We start from the raw sequence: 17,386 nt of genomic DNA, 5'->3' as shown, positions 1-17,386 counted from the left end.
AAAGTAATTGAATGATTTATTATTTTATGTTAAATTGTGGCTTGCTGTAGTTTATGCTTAAATATCGTAGCCCAATTTACGTAACCATTTTATTAGTGCGTTCCTCTGATGTTCATACCAGTCGTTCGTTAAATAATAATATTTTCCATTGATTTCAAGAGGGTTTGCGTAAAAACGTTCTTTAGGAGAGCGTATTTCAGAAAGTACCGGAAGGGTTCGACTGTGCCCGGAAAACTGTTGAGCTAAGGACCCTGGTTTTAATAGACTATTTAGTAGGTGAATAGGCGTTCTCTGTTTGTTGAAAAATTGTGTGAGATGCTCGCGTGCAAGTAGACCGATAGATATATCACAAGAGTGATTGTTAAGAGATGGAGTATATTTATTGGCTGATTTAGAAAATATTGTTGGCAAATCTCTCCATTCCTTAGGATATCCATTGGGTTTTAGTGGTATTTTTTCTTCATCCGGTTTCCACTGATATAGTTCGAAAGATCGATAACGAAGGGTTTGCTGGATGAGAAGGTTATGATCGCTAAGAGAAGCAATGGCTCTGGGTAATAATACTAAGTTAGCATAGGCTGTGTGATATCTAGCGTCATAACATGTGCCATTCCATATATGGCATGTTTCATAGCCTTCTGCGTCAAGCCCATAATATCGCTTTAAGCATTGTTTCATTTGAGAATTGGGATAAGTATTATCATCAAGTCTAAATCCGCCGATATCTGTCGATCCCCTTTTTTCGTTGGATCTTTTTCTACGAATCATGGGAGATTTAGCGGCACAACCATTTTTTGTTAAACATGATTCATGCAATTCTTTAGGCGCCCAAATTGAGCAACGCGCGATGAGCGGTAATAAATCGATATTTAGGTTCGCGAGATGATACTCTAATTCTTCGTTAGCGAATATTTTCTTCATGACTCTTCTACTCAATTAAGTGCATCGGTTGATGCGACATTTTCTCATGCCGTTATGAATTTTTCAATGGATATGTTTTGTTCGTGCTTGTGATATCTGTAAATGGGTATTTTTTAATAATGATACTCTATACGTGCATTATGAATAGATGGGGCGTATCGAAAATCCATAAAATAGGTTGGATGCTGATCGATGGTTTTCTGCCATGTTTCTGAGTCAAAAGATTATTATTTTATAGGTTCAATACAACTTTAGAGTGGGCATATGACATATAAGCTACTATTGGTGAATGAAAAACAAGTACGTTTTTCGTTCGCATATTTCAGAGCGTCAATTTCGAGACATTATTCGATACTTTTCGATAGATATGGAAGCTTCCACAATTGCTTTGTTGACCGGTATAAGTACAAACTCTTTGCGTAAAATACTCAAAGCCGTCAGACTTCGCCTTTTTAAGATTTGTGAACAGGAAGATCATTGTCATGAGAGTATATTCGAATGCGATCAAAGCTACTTCGGAGCAAGACGGGTTCGTGGAGTGCGTGGACGAGGATCCAAAGGCAAAACCATCGTCTTTGGCATCTATGATAGAAGGCGAGAAAGTGTCTATACAAGAGTGATTAAACAAGTTGATTCCAAGACGATTCTGAAAGTCATTAAAGCTGTCGTCACATGCTCTTCAACGATTTACACGGATGGTTTTCGATCTTACATTCCGTTGAAAAAGAACAGATATCTGCACCATGAAACCGTTGAGCATGGGCGTAACGAATTTGCAAGGAACGAAGTACATGTCAATGGTATTGAAAACTTCTGGGGGATTACCAAGATCAGTATGATGAAACGCAAAGGATTTAAAGGAAGCTCCTTTCTCCTACATCTCAAAGAATGTGAATTCAGATTCAATCATCGTCACTCCAATATCTATCATTTTTTGCTTTCAATTTTTAGAAAATGCCCTCTAAAGTTGTATTGAACCTACTTTATTATCGACAATAACGGCAGGCCCTTGCACATAGAAAAGATAGTTTTTATGGGCGATACAACATAATTCCGCTCTTGGTGGCGGAAGCGATGCATGAGCCGTATTCAACCATATACTCGATAGAGCAAGGATGAGGATGGTGAGTAATTTTATGATCATCATTTTGTTGCAATGAATTTTCAAGCTATGGGCTTTTTGCGTTTGCCGCTCATCATTATTCGGAGAAAAGGACAGTTTGGATTGTCAGAGGTGCGTTGTCGATAGCATCTTTTTCTTCATGGTATTGACGTAAAATGCTTTCCATCGTTTCATTCTTGAAAATTCTGGCAGTTATTGCCTCACTCTGCGCCATACGTTTGAATTCCTTAGGGCTTCTTGCCCTTTCTTCCTTTTCGTAGTTGTAAAAGAAGGCCAAAGGAATGGGATGAAGCATGAGACGCTTGCTATAGGGGATGTGCATTTGCAAGTCTTTCAAATTTTGCAAGGTTTGATACGCATTTCCCTGCAGGTCGGGAATGATGCAAATCCAGGGATTATCGGAGAGATACATGGCATGCAGGGATTTCATGTTTTCTTCGGAATCAAGGAGGAAACGTTCGCGGGCAAGAGGCTGCAGTTCCGTTTCCGAGCCTTGAAGCTGGGTATGCGTCAGGACGATAATTTCCCGGTTTTCCAAGTACAGGTCGACATAAGAATCGCCTGATTCATGCAGACCCAGTGTTGGAAGCGGCCAATGAGCAGAGAACACGGTATCGCTTCCGATTTGGAAATCCATACAGGCATACGCAGGAATGTATGATTTTGCGAGGTTGGCATATATTTTACAAAAGACGTCTTTCCACGTCGCCGTTTCGAGCCAGCTCGTATTGAAGGTCAAATATGCGGATGCCTCGCAACGCCTTGATTTTTTATGCGTTGGAGACTGTGCGGTTTCCGGGGTGCAAGCAGGAAGCGTGATGAGGATTCCTGCCGTGATGGCCAAGAGTATGGATGGGTTGAAGTACATGGCAGATTGGGATGGTGTGGGTTTGTTATGGAAGGCGGGGGAAGCCGTGGTTCGCCGATGATGTCTTTTTATGGGATGAATAGAGTTGCTTGTTATGCGATCCATGAGTTGCGGTTGACTTTTTTCATGCGGTTGGCATTGTATGGATATAACAAGACGAGATCATTCGCATATTACTCCAAAATCAATTGCTTCAGGGTCTCCGATCCTCAATGATAGTCCTGCTATGTTTATTTCCTTTTGAATGGTACATTCCGTGCAGGTCTCGCCAAGGCCAGTGAATGTGGCAATATAGGATAATCGGATATGCTTATTGTAGGTATATGTGATTCTTTCTCTTGTTTGAGTGACTTTCCTGCATTCGATTTCAACATCGTCTTTTTTATTGTGCAGAGTCAGTAGAATTTCCGGGGCGTTCTGATGGGATAAGGAATGCCATGCTGACAGCGTTTGATGATCGTAGAGATGATGAACCCACACATAAAAGATGCCGTATCCAAGAAGTATGCACATGCTCAATATGAAAAGGTAGTATTTCGCTTTCATCACAAATTTCTGATATGCCTGTTTTCAATGTAGCAGAGGCATGCTGTGGGGCAAGTCGATAATGAAGGGGAAGAATCACAAGAGTGCAACAACTCCCGTTATACGGTTTATTGTAAAACCGTATTGCCGGTTTCAGATTTTAAATGGCTTTCCTCTTTTCGTGAAACCTGCGAAGATCTTGTGAGGAGTATGGAGGTGGGATTGCTTGTTACGGGTGCCGGTTTTCTCTCTGTTTCTTCAGATCGGAACCAATGCCATTGTGTGGGTGTTTTGCAGTCGATGATTTTCCAAGATACAGTAGAGTGAGACCCGCTATGACGAGTGGCCCCCAATAGAAAGTGAAAAACCATTTATGGAGTGATTGCATGTGTTCGCTTTCCACGGATTCAGGACCCAGCCCATCTTTCAGAATCCATGCCAAGGGGCTTAATATGAGTCCTGCGACAAGAAGTACGACGGATAGGCTGATTGTCAATTTTTTCATGGTGAGAAAAGCTGAAGGCTTTGAGTGCTTGTGTTTTGGAGCGAGGGTATGACTCCACGGCTTTCCGGTTATCGGGATTCCATAGCCTTTTGGAGGCAGGTGGCGAAGGTGTCGCCGTATTGGCGGAGGGTGCAGGAGGCTCCTTCATGATGGAGGCAGGTCATGCGGACTCCTTCGATGCCGCAGGGGGTGATGGCCTGAAAGGGGGGGAGGCTGCGGGGTTCGATGTTGATGGCGATGCCGTGCATGGCGATCCATTTTTTGATGCCTACGCCGATGGATGCCAGTTTGCGCGGGCCGATCCATATTCCGGTGAGTCCTTCGCGGCGTGCGGCCTGTACGCCGTGTTCTTCGCAGGCGGCGATGAGGGCGTTTTCGAGGAGGGTGATGTAGCGGTGGATGTCCCTGCCGAGGCGGTTGAGGTCGACGATGGGGTAGGCGACGAGCTGGCCGGGGCCGTGGTAGGTGGCCTGGCCGCCACGGTTGATTTCAAAGACGGGGTGGGGCAGGCGGCCGGGTTCGTGCAGGCTGCTGTGGTCGCGGATGCGGCCGATGGTGTAGACGGGGCTGTGTTCGAGCAGCAGGAGTTCGTCGGGGGTGCCGGGACGGTTGATGCGGGTGTCAACCAGTTGTTGCTGCAGGTCGAGGGTGGCGGCGTAGTCGCTGAGGCCCTCCAGCCATCGAGTTTTCATGGGCGGGTACGGGAGGCGGATGTGCCGCCGCGGATGGTCTGGCCGCGCGTGGATGTGCCGATGCGGCGGGAGGAGGTGCTGCCGCTGCGTGTTCCGCTTGCGGACTGGGCCGGTACGGAGCCGGGTTTGGCTCCCATGGCGGCTTTATAGTTTTTGATGCCTACGCAGATGCATTCGGCCAGTTTTTGCTGGTATTCGTCGGTGTTGAGGAGGCGGGCTTCTTCGGGGTTGCTCATGAAGCCGCCTTCGAAGAGGATGGCCGGGTGTTTCGGCGAGCAGAGGACGGAGAATCTGGCCCGTTTGATGCCGCGGTCTTCGGCTCCGGTGCGGAGGATGGCTGCGCTGTGTACGGCGGTGGCGAGGGCGATGTTGGTGCTGTCCTGCGAGTTGCCGGCGAGGTCCTGGTAGCGTAGGGTTCGGGCGTAGGGGGATGTGGTGCCTTTGGGGGCGAGGGTGAAGGTTTCGATGCCTTTGCTGGAGCCCCGGCTGGAGTTGTGGTGGATGCTGACGAAGATGGCGTTTTCGTATTTGTTGGCGATGTTGACGCGTTCCTGCAGGGTGAGGAAGATGTCCGCCTCGCGGGTCATGACGACTTTGAAGCCTGCACGGGTGAGGAGGGCTTTGAGTTTTTTGGCGACTTTGAGGTTGAGGTCGGCTTCGTGCGCGGCGCTGTTGGTGGCTCCGGCATCGTGGCCGCCGTGGCCGGGGTCGATGATGACGGTTTGGACGTTTTCGGCGTTTTTGATGTATTGGGGCCGCAGGACGGGGTCGATGACTTTGACGATGTCGAGTTTGGAGATGAGGTATTCGCCCTGTGCGTTGCGTTTGACGGGGTGGGAGAGTTCGAAGTGGACGTTGTTGATGTAGAAGGTCTGGCTGTCGGCCTTCATTTTGAGGAAGCGGTTGCCTTTGCCGGAGAGGGCGCTGCCGATGGTGTAGTAGCCGCGGTCTCCCTGGAGGTTTTTGAATTTGTAGAAGGCGCGGAGGCGTTCGACCTTGATGTAGGATACGCCGTCGATCGATGTTTCCGGCCAATCCGATGCGGCGATGGCCGGAGTCGGCATCGCAGTCCAGAGTATGGAGGCAAGCAGGATGAGAAGGATGGTACGGTATTTGGGCATGTGTATCCTCCGGGCGATTTTAGCACGTTGAAGGATTCGCTCAAGAGAAAAGTATCCGGCAGACGTGATTGCGCGGTTTCCGGGCGGGCATGAGGAGGGGAGGCGCCCGAAGGGAATGGAGGACTGGTGCAGGAAGTCGAATGTGGCTGCGTGTGAGCGGTTCATGCTGTTCCGGCCGTTTTCCGCCGGGACGGAAAACGCGGCGGATGCATGGGGTGAAGCGCCCGCATGTCCGCCGCGTTTTGTATGTGCCGAGAGTGTATCGGAGCGGCCGGAGGGGGGGCGCTCCGGCCGCAACGGGTTCAGGGAGCCGTTACATAGATGATGCCCGTGCTGTCGTTGCCTCCTTTGCCGGATATTTTCGCTTTCAGCGTGTAGGCGGCTCCGGGTTTCGGGGTGGGGACGTCGAGTTTGTACTGGATGTCTTTCTGGTCTCCGCCGCTGTGGCCTGGGTGGGTGTCGCGGGAGATTTCCCTGCCGTTTTCGAGGAGGGCGACCCATTCGATGCCGGCGGCATGGAGGCCTTTTTCATAGAGGAAGGTGAGCTGGTATTTTCCAGCATTTTTGACGAAGGGGGTGAGGTCCAGAGTCAGTTCTTGTCCCGCGCCGAGCGTTTGCGGTGTCCATGTGCCGGCTTTGGGGGTGTTGAAGAATTCGCCGTGGGTCAGTTTGCCGACGATGTCTTTGGCATACCGGATGCCTTCCTGATCCATGATGTGGGCATAGTTTTTGAGCCGTTTCTGGAAGTCGGCGTAGTCTTTCCGGTTTTTGTCCGTCCAGCCGACTTCGGCAAAGGCGATGAGGCGGGGGAAGAGCTGGTAGTGCAGGCGGTCGGTGTCCGCCACCCATTCCGTCCACATCTGGCAGCCGAGCCCCTTGACTTTGGATTCGTATTCTTTTTCCAGTCCGGCAAAGACGGGTTCGAAGTCGTAGGCTTTCTGGAGGCTGATGCTTCCGTAGCCGTAGTCCAGATAGGTGTTGCTGTGGGTGGAGTTGATGACGTCGTGTCCGCCGCGGATGGCCTGTTTCGCCAGTTCGGCGGAGCCTTTCCAGAAGTGGATGATGGCGTTTTTATCCAGTTTGGCGGCAGCGGTGCCGCCGCCGTCTCCGTTGATGTCGTGGCCGAGGATTTCATTCCAGCCCATCATGCGGCGGCCTTTCCGGGCGACGATCTGCGACATTCGGTTCGAGAAGGCGAGCTGTACGTCCGCAAAGGTTTTCATGTTGTTTTTCTTCATGTATTCCTCGATGATGGGTTCGCCTTTCCATTGGTCGTTGTAGCGGACTTCGTCGCCGCCGATGTGGAGGACTTTGCTCGGGAAGAGGTCGGCTACTTCATCAAGGACGTCGGAGAGGAACTGGTAGGTTTTTTCCGATGCCGGGTTGAAGGCGTAGTTGGCTACGAAGGTGGTGCATACTTTGTCCGGGATTTTGATGCCCAGTTCCGGATAGCAGTAGATGGCGGCGGCGGCATGGCCCGGCATTTCAATTTCGGGGACGATGGTGATGTTGCGGTCCGCCGCGTATTTGACGATTTCCCGGATCTGGTCCTGTGTGTAGAAGCCCTGGTGCGGGAAGCCGTCCGATTTTCCGCTCCTCCATGTGTCGGTTTCGGTGTCTTCTCGTTTGGAGCCGATTTCGGTGAGTTTCGGGTATTTTTTGATTTCGATGCGCCAGCCTGCGTCGTCGGTGAGATGCCAGTGCAGGATGTTCATTTTCAGCAGGGCCATCTGGTCGATGAGCTGTTTGACTGTTTCCATGCCCCAGAAGTGGCGTACTTCGTCCAGGTGCATGGCGCGCCAGGAGAAGCGGGGGTAGTCGGTGATGGTGAAGGGTTTTTCCGCGAGGGTCCAGACGATGCCGTTTTTGTTGCCGTTTGCCACGAAGAATTCGATGGGGAGCATTTGAGCAAGGCTTTGCCCGGCATAGAAGATGCCTTTCGGGCCGGGGGCGGCGATTTCGATGATGCCGTTTTTGGCGGTGATTTTGTAGGCTTCTTCGCCTTTGTCCGCCAGAGATTTGTCTTCGCGGATGATGATGGCGTTTTTGTTCTGCCTGTAGTTGGAGAGGTGGAGCCGGGTGCCTTTGTTCAGGTAGGAGCGGAGTTTTTCCGTTTCTTTGACGAATTCGGGGTTGGAAGAGTCGCAGTAGAGGGCCGTGTAACGGTCCAGAACGAAGGGAGCGCCTTCTTCTACGGTCAGCTGGGCCGGACGAGGGATGATGTTTTGCTGGGAGAGGGCCGTTCCCGTGATGCCCATGGCGAGGAGGCCGATGCAGGCATGAAGATAGAGTGATGTTTTGTTCATGAGAAGAGGTGTGCGGTCAAGGGATCAAACGGCAATAATACTGATTGTTGATTGGCAATCTTTCAGTAAAAGATGTGTGCCGTGCAGTAGGCGAGGTGATGGGGTGTGCGCATTTGCATGTGCATGGATGGACGGTATGTTGCCTTTGCCGGGATGTATGACAAAACGGCTTCAAGTTCTTTTTGTTTTTTAATATTTTAGTTTTCAGTGAGATGCGTTTTTTTGTTTTTTGCGGATGAAGGTGTTCAATATATCCATGCGATTATTTTGAACATTATTGCACTGGGGAGTGTCGTATCTTCATCAGTCGATTCCGCCCTTGAGAAGGAGAGAGCTTGGGGGCAATCAGGTTCGACTGAGTTTCATAAAGGTAGTAAGTTGGAAGCCCCGCCGAAGAGATTCGGCGGGGCTTTTACCGTTTGTCTGCCGGAGCGGCAGCCGTTTTGAGGCGGGGAGGGATGTATGGGGCCGTTTTTTGGATAGAGCCGGGGCTGTGGCGGATTCGATGCTTGACAGGGGCGGTGTTTCAATGGAATGATGATTGCATCATGTATCGTTTGGCTCTTTTTGTTTGTTGCACGACGGCCGGTCTGGCTTCCGCCGAGAGCGCCGTTTCCGGATCCGGTGCGGATAAGGCGCCCGAGTCCGGTCAGGCCGCTGCTCCCGTGGTGATTCTGCCTGCGCGCCCTGTTGTTGCCCATCCGGCCCAGGTAGCGGTGCCTGTTCGTTCTGCGGTGCCTGCCACTCCGGTTGTTTCTGTGGCTCCGGCTCCGACGACCGATGGGCAGGCCAAGCCTGTGGTGATTGTGGTTCCCGCGCCTCCGGCTGCCGCACCTGTGCCTTCTTCCGCTCCGGCTCCCGCTCCGATTGCCGCATCCCCGGCTGCTACGGGTGTGGCTCCTGTTTTGCCCATGCCGCCTGCTCCTGTGAAGCCATCTCCCCTGGTGACGGAGTCCGTGCCTGCTGCGACGGCTCCCGTGGTGATTCCTGCCGTTCCGGTGCAGCCTGCGGAGCATAAGGCTGCCAGCGCGGCCGATTTGTATAAGGGCGTGGTGAAGGTGGAGGTGTCGAAGCGTTCGGTGGATTACCGGACGCCGTGGCGTTCGGGCCAGTTCGGCTCGGGTACGGGTACGGCGTTTCTGGTGGGCAAGGGGCTTTTCATGACGAATGCCCATGTGGTGAGCAATGCGGACCGTATTTATCTGTCCCAGTACGGCGATTCCCGCAAGATTCCCGCCGAGGTGAAGTTCGTGGCCCACGATGCCGATTTGGCGCTGGTGGAGGTGGCCGATCCGAAGCCTTTCGAGGGTATGACGGTGATGGAGTTCAGCAAGGATTTGCCGAAGCTTGAGGATGAGGTGCGCGTGATCGGTTATCCGATGGGCGGCAATCGTCTTTCGGTGACGCGCGGTATCGTGTCGCGTATTGATTTTACGGCCTATGCCCATCCGAGGAGCGCGCAGCATTTGACTCTGCAGGTGGATGCCGCGATCAATCCCGGCAATAGCGGAGGTCCGGTGTTCAAGGGAGATCAGGTGATCGGCGTGGCATTCCAGGGGCTGAATAATGCGAATAGTACGGGGTATGTGATTCCGACTCCGGTGATCGCTCGTTTCCTGAAGGATGTGCAGGACGGCCATTACGACGGTTATGTGGATTTGGGCGCGGAGCTGGAGCCTATCGGCAATCCGGCGCAGCGCAAGGTGCTGGGGCTTCCGGACGATGAGAAGGGGGTGCTGGTGAGCGATTTGATCAAGGGCGGGCCGTCGGACGGCGTGCTGGAGATCGGCGATGTGATTCTGAAGGTGGACGGCCACGATGTGGATAGTTCGGGTATGGTGCTGCTGGGCGGCGAGCGTATTCTGATGAATGAGCTGGTCGAGCGCAGGTTCGCCGGGGATCGTGTGAAGATGCAGGTGAAGCGCGGCGGCAAGCTGATGGATCTGGCGGTGACGCTGAAGACGATGCCGACGGGTGCGATGGTGATGCAGGAGTACGATAAGCTGCCCCGCTACGTGACGTACGGTGGTCTGGTGTTCCAGCCTCTGCAGTTCAATGTGGTGGAGGCGAATAAGATTTCCGAGAAGCAGGTGATTCTGCCGGTGGTCGATTTCCAGCAGGAAGGCGGCTGGATGAAGAAGGACGATGTGGTGCTAATGACGAATGTGCTGGAGGATGAGGTGAATTCCAAGATTTCCGGTTATGGCACGTCGGTGCTGACGAAGGTGAACGGTGTGGAGGTGAAGGGGCTGAAGCATTTGAATGAGCTGCTTTATCCGAAGGATGGCAAGCTGCCCGAGTTCATGGTGTTCGAGTTCGCCGATGCGGTGCGCCCCGTGGTGTTCCAGACGTCGATGATGGATAAGGCGAATGCGCGCATTTCGAAGAATTACGCGATTCCTGCTCCGGCCCGCCTCGATAGTTCGTGGAGTACGCCGGATGCTCCTCCCGCCGCGAAGGTTGCGCCGGTGCGCAAGGCGGCTCCCGTTTCTGCTCCCAAACTCTAATTTCCTTTCGTTATGTACAAGTTTTCTTTGTTGTCCCTTGTGACCGTTTCTTTTCTGGTGGCCTGCAAGCCGACTCCCCGGACTGCCGGGCGCGGCGATGCCCAAAAGCAGGAGGCCGCAGCTGCCGTGGAGGAGCCCAAGGCTCCGGCCGAGGCTCCCAAGCCGATGCCTTCGCCGCTGGATTCTCTGCTGAGCGTTTCAGTGACGCAGCAGTCGTATAATCAGGTGATGCCCTGGAATAAGTCCGATGCTTCGACTTCGTCGTCCTGCGGGGTTTATCTGGGCGATGGCAAGGTGCTGACAGTGGCGGGTTCTCTGAAGGATGCGACGCTGATCGAGCTGGTGCTTCCCGATACGTCGCGTTCGGTGACGGCGAAGGTGGAGAAGGTGGATTATGATGCGAATTTGGCTTTGCTGACGCTGATGAACGAGTCCGATAAGGATTTCTGGGATTCCCGCGTGGCTCTGCCGCTGGGCAAGCCGCTTTCCCTGAATGAGCCAGTGGATGTGTGGAGTTATACGCGCAGCGGTCTTGCGCTGGTGAATTCGGGCCGTGCGGAGAGCGCTGCCGCTTCGGGCGCAGGGCTGCCGCAGGTGAATATCAAGATGGCACAGAATCTTTCCGACGCCAAGGGCGGTATGCCCGTGGTGGTGGATCGCCGCCTGGCGGGTATTGCGACGGGCTATACGGCCGGTTCGCAGTTGCTGACAGCTTTGGATGAGGAGGTGATTTCCCGTTTCCTCGCTCAGCCGGCGAAGGGTTATCCGGGTATTGCGGTGCATGGCATTCAGTCCGTGAATTTGATCGATCCCGTGTTCCGCCGTTATCTGAAGCTGGACGAGAAGGGCGGCGGCGTGTATGTGTCGAAGGTGCAGAAGGGTTCCGCCGCCGAGCAGGCCGGGATCAAGGAGGGCGATGTGATCGAGAGTGTGGACGGTCTTGCCGTGGATGCACGCGGTTTGGTGAATCATCCGAGGCTGGGTCCGCTGAGCTGGAGCGCGGTGTTCCGCGGCCGAGGCAATGTGGGCGAGTCGATGAAGATGGGGCTGCGCCGTGATGGGCATCCGGTGGCGGTGGATGTGCCGCTGAATCGCGATGCGATCGATAAGGATCTTTTGCCGGATGAGGAGTCGGGTACGGCTCCGGAGTATATCATTCATGGCGGTCTGGTGTTTCAGGAGTGTACGCGGCCCTATTTGAGCGCGCTGCAGAGGGCGGGCGGCAATATGATGCCGATTCCCTTCCTGAAGATCGATCAGGAGAAGGAGCGCTATATGAAGGAAGGCCGCCGCAGGCTGGTGGTGCTTTCGCTGGTGATTCCGACTCCTGCGACGCTGGGGTACGATCGTTACAGGTTCTGCGTGGTGGATGCGATCAACGGTAAGCCGGTGAAGGATTTGCACGATGCGGCCAAATTGCTGGACGAGAAGACTCCGGACGGTATTACGACGTTGTCGATCAATAAGGCTCCCTATAAGGTGTATATTTCTCAGGAGGCGGTGAAGTCGGCCAATGCGGCGGTGAAGCGCGGCGCGATTCCGGTGCTGCGCCGTTTGAATGAGGAGGCGCCCGTCGCTGCCAAGTAAGGTTGGGGTGAGCCGTTTTTTTCGCCGCAGGGCCGTGAGGCTCTGTGGCGTTTGTTTGGTCGCGGCAGGCGGGGCCGCCGGGGTTGTCCGTCTGCCGTTACAGGCGGGCGGCGGGAGGCAGTTGGGCGTAGGGGATGAAGACGGGCGGCGGTACGGTGTGCGGCGCGATGTGTTTTTCCATCCAGACGACGTCAAGCCAGCGGCCGAGTTTGTAGCCGCAGCGGGTGAAGTATGCGTTTTGCGCGTATCCCATGCGCTGGTGGAAGGCGATGCTGGCGGGGTTGGGGTAGGTGATGCAGGCGTTGAGGTTGGTGACTCCCTGCGCGCGGAGGAGCTGTTCGAGGGCGTCATGCAGTTGTCTGCCGATGCCTTGCGCCCGGTGTTCCGAGGAGAGGTAGATGGTGGTTTCGACGCTCCAGTCGTAGGCGGCTTTGTGGCGGAAGGGTGAGGCGTAGGCGTATCCGGCGGCCCGGCCTTCGACGAAGGCGATGAGGTAGGGGTGGCGTGCGAGGGTGTTCCTCATGCGGCCGATCCATTCGTCGAGGGAGGGGATTTCGGTGTCAAAGGTGATGTCCGTGTCCGTGACGTAGGGGGTGTAGATGGCGAGGGTGTGTGCCGCATCCTCAACGGTGGCGGTGCGGATGGAGATGGTGTTGTTCATCGGCTGGCGGCTGCTGCCTGTTTGATTTTGGCCGGGATGGCGGTGTTTTCGTACGTGCCCGTGAAGTTTGTGCTGCCGGGGCCGAAGGCATAGACGGGGACGGCGATGCCGCTGTGGTTGCCGGTGGCGAAGGTAGCCGTGACGGTGCGCGATGCGGGGTCGCCGTCGAGGATGCTGAGGCCGCCGCATTCATGGTCGGCGGTGATGATGACGAGGGTGTCGCCGTTTTGGGCGGCTTCTGCGAGGATGGCTCCGGCGGTGCGGTCGAAGTCGAGCATTTCCGCGATTGTTTCCGGGAGGTTGTTGGCGTGGGAAGCGAGGTCGATTTTGGCTCCTTCGATCATGAGGAAGTACCCGTTGGGGTTCTGCCGGAGGCGGCTGACGGCTTCGAGGGATGTTTGCCGGAGGATGTCGCCGCGTTCCGCAGGGGTGCCGTAGTGGCCGGGTGTGGCGAGTTTGATGGTGCGGCCCTGTTTGGAGATTTGTTCAAGGAGGTTGCGGCCGTCTTTGCGCTGGGTGAAGTGTTTGGCTCCTCCGCCGAAGATGACGTCGATGTTGCCGGTGGCGAGGTCGAGGGCGATGGCGTCTTCATCGGCGCGGTTGGGGTTGTGCGCGTAGAAGGCGGCGGGGGTGGCGTCGGTGACGGTTTTCGTGGTGACGATGCCGGTGCCCATGCCCCGTTGTTTGGCCCAGTCGGCGAGGGAGTCGAGTTTGTTGCCTTGGGGGTCGAGGCCGAGCTGTTTGTTGATGGCTTTGGTTCCGGAGGCCAGGGCGGTGCCGCCTGCTGCCGAGTCGGTGATGGTGTGGCTGGCGGAGGCGGTGCGCGAGAGGCCGACGACGGGGCATTGCATGATGTTGAGTGTGCCTCCGTTGGCGAGCCATGCGGCCTGGACGTGCTGGAGGCTCATGCCGTCCCCGATCATGAGGATGATGTTTTTCGGGGCTGCGGTTGCAGGCGCGGTGTTTTCAATCCGGACGACGGGATGCGGCGCGGGGTTGTTGTATGTTTGCGGTTCGCCGCCGAGGACTATTCCTGCGGCGAGGAGGATGCCAATGAGTGTTTTCATGATGGCGGGTGGCCTGGCGGTCAGTTTCTGGCCCATACGCCGGTGATTTCGACGATGTAGAGCCGGTGCATGGGGTCGTCTTCGCCGTACCATGTGTCGATCGGCGCGCTGTCGAGGAAGTTTTCCGGGCGGATCATGTCGCTGTAGAGTTTGCGGCATTCGATGACGAGGTCGGCATCGGCGATGGCGATGTTGCCGTTTTCGGTGATCCACGGGGAGAGTCCGGCTTCTTTCATTTTGTCGATGTCGCGGCCGGATTGCGTGCCGCAGATTTTGAGGGCCTGCCGATAGGTTTCTCCCATGAATGAGAGGGTGAGTTTTTCCTGCTGTTCGATGTATTGGTAGGTGTGGCGGTTCGGGCGGATGAAGATGTAGGCGACGGGTTTGTTCCACAGGAAGCCGATGCCGCCCCAGTTGGCGGTCATGGTGTTGTAGGCGTCCGGCGTGCCCGCGGTGACGAGCATCCATTGGGCGCCGATGAGGGAGATGGCGTTCTGGGTGATTTCTGTGGCTTTGATTTTTTTCATGGCGGTGGCTTACTGGTTTTTGGTTTTGATGATGACGACGGTGACGAGGGCGCTGAGGAGCGCCATGACGATGAATTGTTCATGGACTCCGATGAGTTGAGCCATGAGGAGCTGGAAGCCTACGGCGATGAGGCCGAAGAGGCAGTCGATGAGGTTTCCGGCGGCGATGACGTCGCCGCGCTGGCTGTCTTCGGCACTGTCCTGCAGGCGGGCGTTGAGGGGGACGAGGAAGCCGGAGGCGGTGAAGCCCGTGAGGAAGAGGAGAGCGTAGAAGAGGGGGGTGTCGTAGGTGGTGAGGGCGAGGCCCGCACAGCCGAGGGTCATGCCGATGCCGCCGACGGTGGCGACCCACATTTTGATGCGGCCGTTGCAGATGACGGAGGCGAGGATGCCGCCAAGGACGGAGCCGCCGCTGAGCCATGCCATGAGGACGGCGCCCGTGCCGCTGAAGTCTTTCGCATTGGTGCTTGCCTGCTGGGCCATCTGGATGGTCATGAGGAGGACGGTGCCGCCGATGAACCAGAAGTAGCCGACGCCGAGTTCGCTGTAGCGGAGGGTTTTGTGTTTCCACAGGATACCGAGCTGGCCGAAGTGGGAGTAGAGGAGTTTTTTGCTGAAGGAGGCGACCTGATGCGGTTTGTATTTCGGCAGGGTGAGGGTCATGAGGGCGACGGGGATGGTGCAGAGGAAGAAGACGAAGGTGGGGAAGGCGGCGGCGTGCCAGCCGTCTCCGGTTTCGTCGAGGATGCTGCGGAACCAGACGAAGACGCCGATTTGGCCGATGAGCAGGGCGAGGAGGGAGGTGATTTCAAGGATGCCGCTGGCGAAGCCTATTTTTTGCGTGCCGACGATGTCTTTGACGAGGCCTTTTTTGGAGGGGCTGAAGAAGGTGGCCTGGATGGTGAAGACGGAGAACCAGCAGAGGGCGAGGGTGAGGTGTTCGAGGTAGAGGCTGAGGGCCATGCCGCCGAGGACGAGGATCTGGAGGGCGGCCATGCTGCGGATGACGAGGGTTTTGCAGTAGCGGTCGGAGACCCAGCCCGCGAGTGGGGAGAAGAGGATGAAGGGTATGAGGATGAGTGCACTGAGGATGTACTGGAGGTCGCCGCCGCCGATGCCTTTTTCCGCCATCCAGACGCCGAGCGGGATGAGGATGAATTGGACTCCTTTTTCATTGAAGGAGTTCTGGGATTGGACGAGGACGAGTTTCCAGAAGGGGGCCCAGTTGACTTTGTCGGGCTGTTCGCTCGGTTGCATGGCGGGGATTGTAGGCTTTTGCGGCGGCGTTGTGAAGCGCGAAGTGCGTGCGGCGGGTCTATTGGCGGAGCTGGGTTTCGTAGCTGCGGTACTGGACGGCTTCGTAGATGTGTTCCTGCGCGATGCTGTCGCTGCCTGCGAGGTCGGCGATGGTGCGGGCTACTTTGAGGATGCGGTCGAAGGCGCGGGCGGAGAGGGCGAGCTGGCTGACGGCATCGAGGAGGGTTTGGCGGGAGGGTGCATCGAGGCGGCAGTTGGTCTGGAGGGTTTTGCCGTGGAGTTCGGCATTGCAGGAGATGCCGGTTCCCCGGTAGCGGTGTTCCTGCCGTTCGCGGGCGGCGATGACGCGGGCGCGGATGGCGGCGGAGGGTTCTCCTGCGGGTTTGTCGATGAGGGCGGCGGGGTCGACGGGCGGTACTTCAAGGAGGAGGTCGAAGCGGTCGAGGAGGGGGCCGGAGATTTTGTTGCGGTAGCGGACGATGGCGGCATGCGGGCATTTGCAGGCGTGGCGCGGATCGCCCTGGTAGCCGCAGGGGCAGGGGTTCATGGCGGCGACAAGCATGAAGCGGCAGGGATAGTCCATGGTGCCGGAGGCACGGGAGATGGTGACGGTGCCTGCTTCGAGTGGTTGCCGGAGGGTTTCGAGCGTTTGGCGGCGGTATTCGGGGAGTTCGTCGAGGAAGAGGACGCCGTGGTGGGCGAGGGAGATTTCCCCGGGGCTGATGTTGGCTCCGCCGCCCATGAGCCCGGCATCGGAGATGGTGTGGTGCGGGGAGCGGAAGGGGCGCTGGGTGAGGAGTCCGGCGTGGCGGGGGAGGAGGCCGCAGACGGAGTGGATTTTGCTGGCTTCGAGGGCTTCGCGTTCGGAGAGAGGAGGCAGGATGGTGGGCAGGCGGCGGGCGAGCATGGTTTTGCCGGAGCCGGGGCTGCCGCTCATGAGGATGTTGTGGCCTCCGGCGGCGGCGATTTCGAGGGCGCGGCGGGCGTAGGGCTGGCCTTTGATTTCGTCGAAGTCGATGGAGTGTTCGGCAGGTGGCCGGGTGTCGAGCCTGCGGTAGGGTGCGATGGTTTCGCGGTGCATGAGGTGGTTCCATGCATCGCGGAGGCTGCGGACGGGGTAGATGCCGATGCCCTGGACGACGGAGGCTTCTTCGGCATTGTCCCACGGCACCATGAGGTTTTTCCGGCCTTGTTCGCGGGCGGCGATGGCCTGAGGCAGGATGCCGCGGACGGCGCGTACGGTGCCGTCGAGGGCGAGTTCGCCGATGATGCTCCATGTTTCGAGGTCGCCGGGGTCGGGCATCGGTGCATGCGTGCCGGAGTTGCCCATGGCGGCGAGGACGGTGCCGAGGGCGATGGGGAGGTCGAAGCCGGGCCCCTGTTTGCGGAGGTCGGCAGGCGCGAGGTTGACGGTGGTGGCTCCGGGGGCTTCCGGGAGGCCGCTGTTGGCAATGGCGGAGCCGACGCGCTGGAGGCTTTCCTTGACGGCGATGTCGGGCAGGCCGACGATGTATTGCCGGATGGTGTCGCCACCCCGGTTGTCGACCTCGACTTCGATTTCGATGCCTTCGACTCCGTAAACGGTAGCTGAGTAGAGCCGTGATATCATGCGGTGAATGATAGCGGATTCGGTGTGGCAAGGAAAGTTCCGTTTTGGGGTTGTCCCGTTTTTCGGGCAGGAGGCGGTGTGGGATGACGTATTTCCGTCTTGTACGGGAT

Annotated in this window: 14 protein-coding genes; 3 read left to right on the top strand and 11 right to left on the bottom strand. The window is 56.2% G+C overall.

Annotated elements, in window-relative coordinates; translation table 11 throughout:
• Positions 1-57: 57 nt before the first annotated feature.
• Positions 58-921, bottom strand: a complete 864-nt coding sequence (locus PYTT_RS13305; protein ID WP_141675746.1) for a hypothetical protein — start codon at positions 919-921, stop codon at positions 58-60.
• Positions 922-1,210: 289 nt separating this feature from the next.
• Here PYTT_RS13305 and PYTT_RS12965 point away from each other — a divergent pair, with 289 nt between their 5' ends.
• Positions 1,211-1,897 carry an IS1595 family transposase gene (locus PYTT_RS12965; protein ID WP_083076553.1) on the top strand — a complete coding sequence of 229 codons (687 nt, stop codon included), beginning with the start codon at positions 1,211-1,213 and terminating at the stop codon, positions 1,895-1,897.
• 223 nt (positions 1,898-2,120) lie between these two features.
• Here the strand turns inward: PYTT_RS12965 and PYTT_RS05385 are convergent, their stop codons facing one another.
• The 5 genes from PYTT_RS05385 to PYTT_RS05360 all read right to left on the bottom strand — a co-directional run bounded on the left by PYTT_RS05385 (position 2,121) and on the right by PYTT_RS05360 (position 8,061).
• The gene (locus PYTT_RS05385) at positions 2,121-2,912 is read right to left on the bottom strand and encodes a hypothetical protein (protein ID WP_067774052.1); all 792 of its coding nucleotides are present in this window, start codon (positions 2,910-2,912) and stop codon (positions 2,121-2,123) included.
• Positions 2,913-3,074: 162 nt separating this feature from the next.
• Positions 3,075-3,458, bottom strand: a complete 384-nt coding sequence (locus PYTT_RS05375) for a hypothetical protein (RefSeq protein WP_067774049.1) — start codon at positions 3,456-3,458, stop codon at positions 3,075-3,077.
• A 552-nt stretch (positions 3,459-4,010) separates the two neighbouring features.
• On the bottom strand, positions 4,011-4,634 hold the full coding sequence (lipB, locus tag PYTT_RS05370; protein WP_067774046.1) for a lipoyl(octanoyl) transferase LipB: 624 nt from the start codon (positions 4,632-4,634) through the stop codon (positions 4,011-4,013).
• A complete protein-coding gene (locus tag PYTT_RS05365) occupies positions 4,631-5,920 on the bottom strand; it encodes an N-acetylmuramoyl-L-alanine amidase family protein (RefSeq protein WP_141675745.1) in 1,290 nt (429 codons plus the stop codon). Before PYTT_RS05365 ends, lipB begins: the two co-directional genes overlap by 4 nt.
• A gap of 137 nt (positions 5,921-6,057) precedes the next feature.
• A complete protein-coding gene (locus PYTT_RS05360; RefSeq protein ID WP_067774040.1) occupies positions 6,058-8,061 on the bottom strand; it encodes a beta-N-acetylhexosaminidase in 2,004 nt (667 codons plus the stop codon).
• A 548-nt stretch (positions 8,062-8,609) separates the two neighbouring features.
• Between PYTT_RS05360 and PYTT_RS05350 the strand changes: the two genes are divergently transcribed.
• Entirely contained in the window at positions 8,610-10,568 is a 1,959-nt protein-coding gene (locus PYTT_RS05350; protein WP_245741083.1) for a S1C family serine protease, read from the top strand.
• 12 nt (positions 10,569-10,580) lie between these two features.
• Positions 10,581-12,155 (top strand): PDZ domain-containing protein, encoded by a 1,575-nt coding sequence (locus PYTT_RS05345; protein WP_067774030.1) that lies wholly within the window; start codon positions 10,581-10,583, stop codon positions 12,153-12,155.
• Between the two features lie 97 nt (positions 12,156-12,252).
• Here the strand turns inward: PYTT_RS05345 and PYTT_RS05340 are convergent, their stop codons facing one another.
• The 5 genes from PYTT_RS05340 to PYTT_RS05320 are packed head-to-tail and all read right to left on the bottom strand — an operon-like array spanning position 12,253 to position 17,276.
• Complete coding sequence (locus tag PYTT_RS05340; RefSeq protein WP_067774027.1) at positions 12,253-12,816, bottom strand: GNAT family N-acetyltransferase; 564 nt, start codon at positions 12,814-12,816, stop codon at positions 12,253-12,255.
• Positions 12,813-13,883 carry an alkaline phosphatase gene (locus PYTT_RS05335; RefSeq protein ID WP_067774187.1) on the bottom strand — a complete coding sequence of 357 codons (1,071 nt, stop codon included), beginning with the start codon at positions 13,881-13,883 and terminating at the stop codon, positions 12,813-12,815. The genes PYTT_RS05340 and PYTT_RS05335 overlap by 4 nt, the downstream gene beginning before the upstream one ends.
• 20 nt (positions 13,884-13,903) lie before the next feature.
• Complete coding sequence (locus PYTT_RS05330) at positions 13,904-14,410, bottom strand: flavin reductase family protein (RefSeq protein WP_067774024.1); 507 nt, start codon at positions 14,408-14,410, stop codon at positions 13,904-13,906.
• Between the two features lie 9 nt (positions 14,411-14,419).
• Positions 14,420-15,667, bottom strand: coding sequence for an MFS transporter (locus tag PYTT_RS05325; protein WP_067774020.1), 1,248 nt, complete (start codon positions 15,665-15,667; stop codon positions 14,420-14,422).
• Between the two features lie 58 nt (positions 15,668-15,725).
• Positions 15,726-17,276 (bottom strand): YifB family Mg chelatase-like AAA ATPase, encoded by a 1,551-nt coding sequence (locus PYTT_RS05320; protein WP_067774017.1) that lies wholly within the window; start codon positions 17,274-17,276, stop codon positions 15,726-15,728.
• Between the last annotated feature and the right edge of the window lie 110 nt (positions 17,277-17,386).

This window comes from Neoakkermansia glycaniphila (genome assembly GCF_900097105.1).
Classification (GTDB): domain Bacteria; phylum Verrucomicrobiota; class Verrucomicrobiia; order Verrucomicrobiales; family Akkermansiaceae; genus Akkermansia; species Akkermansia glycaniphila.
Note: the sequence above shows the minus strand (reverse complement) of the source record. Positions and strands in the feature narration are given on the sequence as shown.

Bases quoted from the DNA above. Each gene is read 5' to 3' on its own strand.
- lipB (WP_067774046.1), bottom strand. From the start codon at position 4,634: ATGAAAACTCGATGGCTGGAGGGCCTCAGCGACTACGCCGCCACCCTC.
- PYTT_RS05375 (WP_067774049.1), bottom strand. From the start codon at position 3,458: ATGAAAGCGAAATACTACCTTTTCATATTGAGCATGTGCATACTTCTT.
- PYTT_RS05360 (WP_067774040.1), bottom strand. From the start codon at position 8,061: ATGAACAAAACATCACTCTATCTTCATGCCTGCATCGGCCTCCTCGCC.
- PYTT_RS05330 (WP_067774024.1), bottom strand. From the start codon at position 14,410: ATGAAAAAAATCAAAGCCACAGAAATCACCCAGAACGCCATCTCCCTC.
- PYTT_RS05350 (WP_245741083.1), top strand. From the start codon at position 8,610: ATGTATCGTTTGGCTCTTTTTGTTTGTTGCACGACGGCCGGTCTGGCT.
- PYTT_RS13305 (WP_141675746.1), bottom strand. From the start codon at position 921: ATGAAGAAAATATTCGCTAACGAAGAATTAGAGTATCATCTCGCGAAC.
- PYTT_RS05340 (WP_067774027.1), bottom strand. From the start codon at position 12,816: ATGAACAACACCATCTCCATCCGCACCGCCACCGTTGAGGATGCGGCA.
- PYTT_RS05385 (WP_067774052.1), bottom strand. From the start codon at position 2,912: ATGTACTTCAACCCATCCATACTCTTGGCCATCACGGCAGGAATCCTC.
- PYTT_RS05335 (WP_067774187.1), bottom strand. From the start codon at position 13,883: ATGAAAACACTCATTGGCATCCTCCTCGCCGCAGGAATAGTCCTCGGC.
- PYTT_RS05325 (WP_067774020.1), bottom strand. From the start codon at position 15,667: ATGCAACCGAGCGAACAGCCCGACAAAGTCAACTGGGCCCCCTTCTGG.
- PYTT_RS05320 (WP_067774017.1), bottom strand. From the start codon at position 17,276: ATGATATCACGGCTCTACTCAGCTACCGTTTACGGAGTCGAAGGCATC.
- PYTT_RS05345 (WP_067774030.1), top strand. From the start codon at position 10,581: ATGTACAAGTTTTCTTTGTTGTCCCTTGTGACCGTTTCTTTTCTGGTG.
- PYTT_RS05365 (WP_141675745.1), bottom strand. From the start codon at position 5,920: ATGAACCGCTCACACGCAGCCACATTCGACTTCCTGCACCAGTCCTCC.
- PYTT_RS12965 (WP_083076553.1), top strand. From the start codon at position 1,211: ATGAAAAACAAGTACGTTTTTCGTTCGCATATTTCAGAGCGTCAATTT.